This is a genomic window from Kineococcus indalonis (assembly GCF_009906395.1).
In the GTDB taxonomy this organism is placed as follows: domain Bacteria; phylum Actinomycetota; class Actinomycetes; order Actinomycetales; family Kineococcaceae; genus Kineococcus; species Kineococcus indalonis.
The window spans coordinates 1-6,592 of record NZ_JAAALM010000203.1; the positions used below are offsets into that span (position 1 = coordinate 1).

The 6,592-nt window shown below is 79.2% G+C and carries 6 protein-coding genes and 1 riboswitch; all 6 genes read left to right on the forward strand.

All coding sequences use genetic code 11. The features are described 5' to 3' along the window. Window positions 1–2,010: GGDEF domain-containing protein (locus GTR00_RS11295; protein WP_205705566.1), on the forward strand; the 2,010-nt coding region annotated here is incomplete at its 5' end. A 44-nt stretch (window positions 2,011–2,054) separates the two neighbouring features. After that, a riboswitch (TPP riboswitch) is annotated at window positions 2,055–2,148 on the forward strand. Continuing rightward, window positions 2,141–2,968, forward strand: coding sequence for a hydroxyethylthiazole kinase (thiM, locus tag GTR00_RS11300; RefSeq protein WP_166611725.1), 828 nt, complete (start codon window positions 2,141–2,143; stop codon window positions 2,966–2,968). It overlaps the preceding riboswitch by 8 nt. After that, window positions 2,965–3,648 (forward strand): thiamine phosphate synthase, encoded by a 684-nt coding sequence (thiE, locus tag GTR00_RS11305; RefSeq protein ID WP_166611726.1) that lies wholly within the window; start codon window positions 2,965–2,967, stop codon window positions 3,646–3,648. The genes thiM and thiE overlap by 4 nt, the downstream gene beginning before the upstream one ends. After that, window positions 3,645–4,466 (forward strand): bifunctional hydroxymethylpyrimidine kinase/phosphomethylpyrimidine kinase, encoded by an 822-nt coding sequence (gene thiD, locus GTR00_RS11310; protein ID WP_166611727.1) that lies wholly within the window; start codon window positions 3,645–3,647, stop codon window positions 4,464–4,466. Before thiE ends, thiD begins: the two co-directional genes overlap by 4 nt. Next, on the forward strand, window positions 4,463–5,197 hold the full coding sequence (locus GTR00_RS11315; protein WP_323132404.1) for a thiaminase II/PqqC family protein: 735 nt from the start codon (window positions 4,463–4,465) through the stop codon (window positions 5,195–5,197). The genes thiD and GTR00_RS11315 overlap by 4 nt, the downstream gene beginning before the upstream one ends. A gap of 143 nt (window positions 5,198–5,340) precedes the next feature. Then, entirely contained in the window at window positions 5,341–6,579 is a 1,239-nt protein-coding gene (locus tag GTR00_RS11320) for an acetate/propionate family kinase (protein ID WP_166611728.1), read from the forward strand. The last annotated feature ends 13 nt before the right edge of the window (window positions 6,580–6,592 follow it).

The window sequence follows — 6,592 nt, forward strand, 5'->3', positions numbered from 1 at the left end:
CTCGCCGCCCGTGGCGTGCCGGGCACCCCGGCCGCCGCCCCCGCGCCGGCCGCGGCGCGCGCCGGCGCGCCGGTGCTGTTCGCGCTGCTGTTCGCCGCCGGCCTGCTGCTGGGCCGGCACACCGTGCCCGAGGGGACCTCGCTGGCCCTGGTCTCGCCCGGCGCCGGCATCGCCGCCGTCTGGTTCGGCCTGCGCCGGCGCGCCGGCGCCCGCTGGAGCGGCACCCGCTGGAGCGGTGCGCTCGCGGTGGACGCCGCCCTGCTGGGCGCCGCGGGCGTCGCGGTGCACCTGGCCACCGGCGCCACCGCCGTCCTGGCCGCCGCCGCCGGCGCCGGCACGCTGGTGCAGACGGTGCTGTTCACCGCGCTGCTGGAGCGCTGGTGCCCCGGCGCCGGGCCCGGGCGGCCGCTGCGCGGCGCGCGCCAGCTCGTGCGGCTGCTGGCCGCCACCGGCGCGGCCGTCACCGCCGGCGGCCTGCTCGCCGCCCTCGTCGCCGGGCACGGCGGTGCCGGCGCGGCGGTGGTGCTGCTGGCGTGGGCGGCCCGCGACGGCCTGGCCGTGCTGCTGCTGGGCTGCCTGGGCCTGCGCCTGCTGGCCACCGCCGGCGGCCCGCGCGCCGTGGACCCCGACGTGGCCCGCCCCCCGCGCACCGCCGAGGTCCTGGCCGCCTCGCTCGTCTCCGCCGCCGCCTACGCCGTGCAGTTCACCGCCGGCGGCGAGGTGCCCCTGACGTTCCTGCTCCTGGTGCTCACGGTGTGGGTGGCGCTGCGCTTCTGCACCCGCACCGTCGCCTGGCACTGCCTGCTCACCGGCACCGCCGCGGTGCTGTTCACCCTGCACGGCTCCGGCCCCTTCGCCGCCTCCGCCGACCCCGCGCTGCGGGCCCTGCTCGTGCAGTCCTTCGCCGCCGTCGGCGCCGCCATCGGCCTCGTGCTCGCCCTGGGCCGCGACGAGCGCGACGCGCTGCTGGCCGAGGTGCGCCGCCAGGCCGCCGCCGCCCGCCGGCAGGCGCAGAGCGCGGAGATGCTCACCGGCGCGCTGCGCTCCCTCAACGCCGCCGCCGACGCCCGCGAGGCGCTGTGCGAGGCCACCGCCCGCATCACCGGCGCCGACGGGGTGTACCTCGTCGAGCCCGACGGGCGCGGCGAGCTGGTCACCCGCGCCCTGTGGGGCGCCGGGATGAGCGCGGTGAGCGTGGCCGCGGGCGAGCCGTCCCTGCTCGCGCAGACCTTCCGCCGCGGCGAGCCGCGCTTCGTCGACGACCTCGCCGGGCACGGCGGCGCCTCGGAGCGGCTGCGCGAGCAGCTCGGCGTCACCTCCGCCGCCTACCAGCCGATCACCACCGCCGACGGGCAGACCGCCGGGCTGCTCGTCAGCGTCTGGCGCGAGCGCGTGGAGGAGCTGCCCGCGCACGTGCGCGTGGTCATGGCGACCCTGGCCCTGGAGGCCGCGCACGGCATGGAGCGCGCCGACCTGCTCACCCAGCTCGCCCTGGCCGCCGAGCGCGACCCGCTCACCGGCCTGGCCAACCGCCGCCGCTGGGACGAGGCCACCGGCAAGGAGATCGCCCGCGCCGTGCGCACCGGGCTGCCGCTGTCCTTCTGCCTGCTCGACCTGGACCACTTCAAGCGCTACAACGACACGCAGGGCCACCTGGCCGGCGACGACCTGCTGCAGGAGTTCGCCGCCGCCGCCTCCGGGTGCCTGCGCGAGGTGGACACCCTGGCCCGCTGGGGCGGGGAGGAGTTCGTGCTGGCCCTGCCCGGGTGCAGCGCCGCCGGCGCCCGCGCCGTGGCCGACCGCATCCGCGCCGTCGTGCCGCGCGGGCAGACCTGCACGGTGGGCGTGGCGCAGTGGCAGCCGGGCCTGAGCGCCGCCGAGGTGATCGCGATGGCCGACCTGGCCCTGTACGAGGGCAAGAAGGCCGGGCGGGACGTCACCGTCGTCAGCGACGTCAGCGCTGCCGCCGTCGTCGGCGGCGCGGCGCCCGCGCCCAGCCCCGCGCGCTGACCGCCCCCGCCCCGCCGGGCGCGGCCGGGGCGGGTGTTAGGTTCGCCCGCGACACGGGGTGCCCCGCAGGGGGCTGAGATCACACCCGTCGAACCTGACGCAGGTAGTGCTGACGAAGGGATGTCACGGCGTGGACGCCGGAAACCCCGCGCGCCCGGGCGCGCAGCAGGTCGCGGACGTGCGCGAGGCCCTGGCCCGCGAGCACCCGCTGGTGCAGTGCCTGACGAACTCGGTGGTCACCACGATCACCGCCAACGTCCTGCTCGCCGCCGGCGCCGCGCCGGCGGTGGTGGACAACCCCCGCGAGGCCGCGGACTTCGCCCGCGCCGCCTCCGCCGTCCTGGTCAACGTCGGCACCCTCGACGACGAGCGGGCCCGCGCCATGGCGCTGGCCGCGGCCGCCGCGCACGCCGCCGGCACGCCGTGGGTGCTGGACCCCGTCGCCGTGGGCGCGCTGGCCTTCCGCACCGGCGTGGCCCGCGACCTGCTCGCGCACCGCCCCGCCGTGGTGCGCGCCAACGCCTCCGAGGTCCTCGGGCTCCAGGGCGCCGGCGGCGGCGGGCGCGGGGTGGACTCCACCGCCGGCGCCGAGGACGCCCTGGAGGCCGCCCGCCGGCTCTCGCGGCGCACCGGCGGCGTGGTCGCCGTCTCCGGCGAGGTCGACGTGCTCGTGCGCGGCGAGGACGTCGTGCGGGTGCGCGGCGGCTCGCCGCTGCTGACGCGCACCACCGGCGCCGGGTGCGCGCTGGGCGCGCTGGTCGCCGCGTGCACCGCCGTGGCCGGCGACCCGCTGCTGGGCGCGGTCGCCGCCCACGCCCACGTGGCGCTGGCCGCCGAGCGCGCCGCCGCCCGCTGCACCGGCCCGGGCTCCTTCGCCGTCGCCTGGGTCGACGAGCTCGACGCGGTGGACGCCGCCGCGCTGCGCGCGGACCTGAGCACCCCCGGGCGGCTGGCGTGAGCGCCCCGCGCCGCCCCTTCGACCCCTCGCTGTACCTGGTCACCGACACCGCCCTGTGCGGCGCGCGCGGGGTGCCCGCCGTCGTCGGCGAGGCCGTCGCCGGCGGCGCCACCGCCGTGCAGGTGCGCGGCAAGGGCGTCGGCGACCGCGAGCTGCTGGCCCTGGTGCGCGCCGTGCAGGAGGTGCTGCGCGGCACCGGCGTGCCCGTGATCGTCGACGACGCCGTGGACGTCGCCCTGGTCGCCGGCGCCGACGGGGTGCACCTGGGCCAGTCGGACCTGCCCGCCGAGGACGCGCGCCGCCTGCTGGGCCCCGGGCCGCTGCTGGGCCTGTCGGTCTCCAGCGCGCGGGAGGTGCTCGCCGCCCCCGCCGGGGTCGTGGACCACTTCGGCGTCGGGCCCGTGCGCGCCACCGCCACCAAGACCGACGCCGCCGCCCCGCTCGGGCTGGACGGGGTGCGCGAGGTCGTGCGCGCCGCCGCCGGCACGCCGTGCGTGGCGATCGGCGGGATCACCGCGGCCGACCTGGCCGGGCTGCGCGCCGCCGGCGCCGCCGGCGCCTGCGTGGTGTCCGCGGTGTGCGCCGCGCCCGACCCGCGGGCCGCGGCCGCGCAGCTGCGCAGCGCCTGGGACGCCGCGGGTCCCGGCGCGCGCGGCGCGGCGGGGGAGGGGGCCCGGTGAGCGCCCGCGTCGCCCTCACCGTCGCCGGCAGCGACCCCAGCGGCGGGGCCGGGGTGCAGGCGGACCTGAAGACCTTCGGCGCCCTGGACGCCTTCGGCACCGCCGTGCTCACCGCCCTGACCGCGCAGAGCACCCGCGGCGTCGCCGGCGTGCACGTCGTGCCGGCCGGCTTCGTGCACCGGCAGCTGGAGGTGCTGCTGGAGGACGTCCAGGTGCACGCCGCCAAGACGGGGATGCTCGCCGACGCCGCCATCACCCGCGTCGTCGCCGACGTGCTCGGCGCGCACCCCGCCCCGCTCGTGGTGGACCCCGTCATGGTCGCCACCAGCGGCGACCGGCTGCTCGACGAGAGCGCCGTGACCGCCGTGCGCGAGGAGCTCGTCCCCGTCGCCGACCTCGTCACCCCCAACGTGCCCGAGGCGGCGGTGCTGCTGGGCACCGACCCGGCCCGCGACGTGGACGGGGTCGCCGCGCAGGCCGAGGAGCTGCTGCGGCGCACCGGCACCGCGGTGCTGCTCAAGGGCGGGCACCTCGGCGGCGCCGAGAGCGTGGACGTGCTCGCCGAGCCCGGCGGCACGCACCGCCTCGCCCGCCCGCGCCTGGGCACCACCTCCGCGCACGGCACCGGCTGCACCCTGTCCGCGGCGATCGCCGCCCTCGCCGCCCGCGGCGGCGGCGCGCCGGTCAGCTGGCTGCCCGTCGTGCAGGAGGCCCGCGACTACCTGCAGGGGGCCCTGGCGGCCGCCGGCGCGCTGGGCGTCGGCTCCGGCGCCGGCCCGCTGGACCACTTCTTCGCCCACCACCGGGAGGACCCGTGAACCCCGTGAACCCCGTGAACCCCGTGAACCCCGTGCGCCCCTTCACCGAGCAGGCGTGGGAACGCACCGCGCACCTGCGCGCCGCCATCGACGGGTGCCGGTTCCTGCGCGAGCTGGGCGAGGGCACCCTCGACGCCGCCGTCTTCCGCCACTACCTCGAGCAGGACGAGATCTACCTCGCCGGGTACGGGCGGGCGCTGGCGCTGCTGGCCGCGCGCGCCCCGGACACGGCCGCCGCGGCGTTCTGGGCCTCCGCCGCGCACGGCGCCGCCGTGGTCGAGACCTCCCTGCACGGCGACCTGCTCGGCTCCGGGGCGCTGCCCGCCGCCGACGGCCCCGCGCACGCCTCGCCCACCACGCTGGGCTACGTCTCGCACCTGGTGGCCACCGCGGCCACCGCCGCGTACCCGGTGGCCGCGGCGGCGGTGCTGCCGTGCTTCTGGGTCTACGCCGACGTGGCGCGCCGGCTGGCCCGCTCCGCCGCGGCCGTCCTGGACGCCGGCGCGCACCACCCGTACGCGCGCTGGGTCGCCGCCTACGACGCGGAGGGGTTCCACGCCTCGGCGGCCACCGCCCGCCGGCTGGTCGACGAGGCCGCCGCCGGCCTGGACGACCTGGAGCCGCTGCACGAGGCGTTCGCCACGGCCACCCGCTACGAGCACCTCTTCTGGGAGACGGCGCTGCACCGCGAGGACTGGCCGCTGCCCCTGGCGGCCCCGGCCCCCGCCTGAGCGCGACCGGGCGGCGGGCGGCCGCACCGGGCGTGAGGGTGACCACCCGCGGTGCGCCCGGCGGGTGCGGCGCGGCCGTCCGTGACAGGCTCGTGGGCGACCGGTGACCGCCCTGGTCGCCGGCCCGGCGAGGGGAGCGCGCAGTGCCCACGGCTCAGTCCAGCGGGAACGGGTCCGTCGTGGTGGTCAACTGCGGCAGCTCCTCGGTGAAGCTGGCCGTCGTCGACCCCGCCACCGGCGAGCGCTCCCTGTCGTGCCTGGGCGAGCGCCTGGGCACCCCCGACGCGGTGGTGCACTTCCGCACCGCGCAGGGCGAGCGCACCATCACCCCCGCCGCCTCCACCCACCGCGGTGCCCTGGCGCACGTGCTGCAGCGCCTGCTGGACATGGAGCTGCCGCCGCTGCTGGGCGTGGGGCACCGCGTCGTGCAGGGCGGCAAGCGGTTCCGCTCCTCCGTGCTCGTCGACGACCACGTCCTGCACGACATCGCCGACCTGTCGGCGCTGGCGCCGCTGCACAACCCCGCCAACGCCGCCGGCATCGAGGCCGCCCGCGCCGTGCTGCCCGAGCTGGACCACGTCGCCGTCTTCGACACCGCCTTCCACCAGACGGTGCCCGAGCACGCCTACCGCTACGCCGTGCCGGCGCGCTGGTACGAGGAGTTCGGGGTGCGCCGCTACGGCATGCACGGCACCAGCCACCGCTTCGTCTCCCAGCGGGCCGCGGAGGTGCTGGCGCGCGAGGCCGGCGCCGACCCGGGCGCGCTGAAGCTCGTCGTGGCCCACCTGGGCAACGGCTGCAGCGCCACCGCCGTGCTGGGCGGGCGCTCGGTGGACACCACGATGGGCCTGACGCCGCTGGAGGGCCTGGTGATGGGCACCCGCTCCGGCGACCTGGACCCCGCGGTGCTGGAGCTGGTCGCCGAGCGCACCGGCGCGAGCACCGCGCAGATCGTCGAGCAGCTGAACTCCGAGTCCGGCCTGCTGGCGCTGTCGGGGCTGTCCAACGACGTGCGCACCCTGACGCAGGAGGCCGCGCGGGGCCACGCCGGGGCGAAGCTGGCGCTGGAGGTGTTCACCTACCGCGCCGCCAAGCACGTCGCGGCCCTCACCGTGGCCCTGGGCGGCCTGGACGCCCTGGTGCTCACCGGCGGCATCGGCGAGCACGCCGTGGGGGTGCGCTCGGCGCTGCTGGCCCGGCTGGAGCACCTGGGCCTGGTGGAGGACCCCGGGGCCAACGCCGAGCACGGCCGCACCGCCACCCCCGCCGGGCGCATCACCCGCGAGCACCCCGGCGGCCGCGGGCCGCTGGCGATGGTGGTGCCCACCGACGAGGAGCTGCTCATCGCCCGCGACACCGCCGAGCTCGTCCGGCGCGGCTGAGGCGCTCCACGAC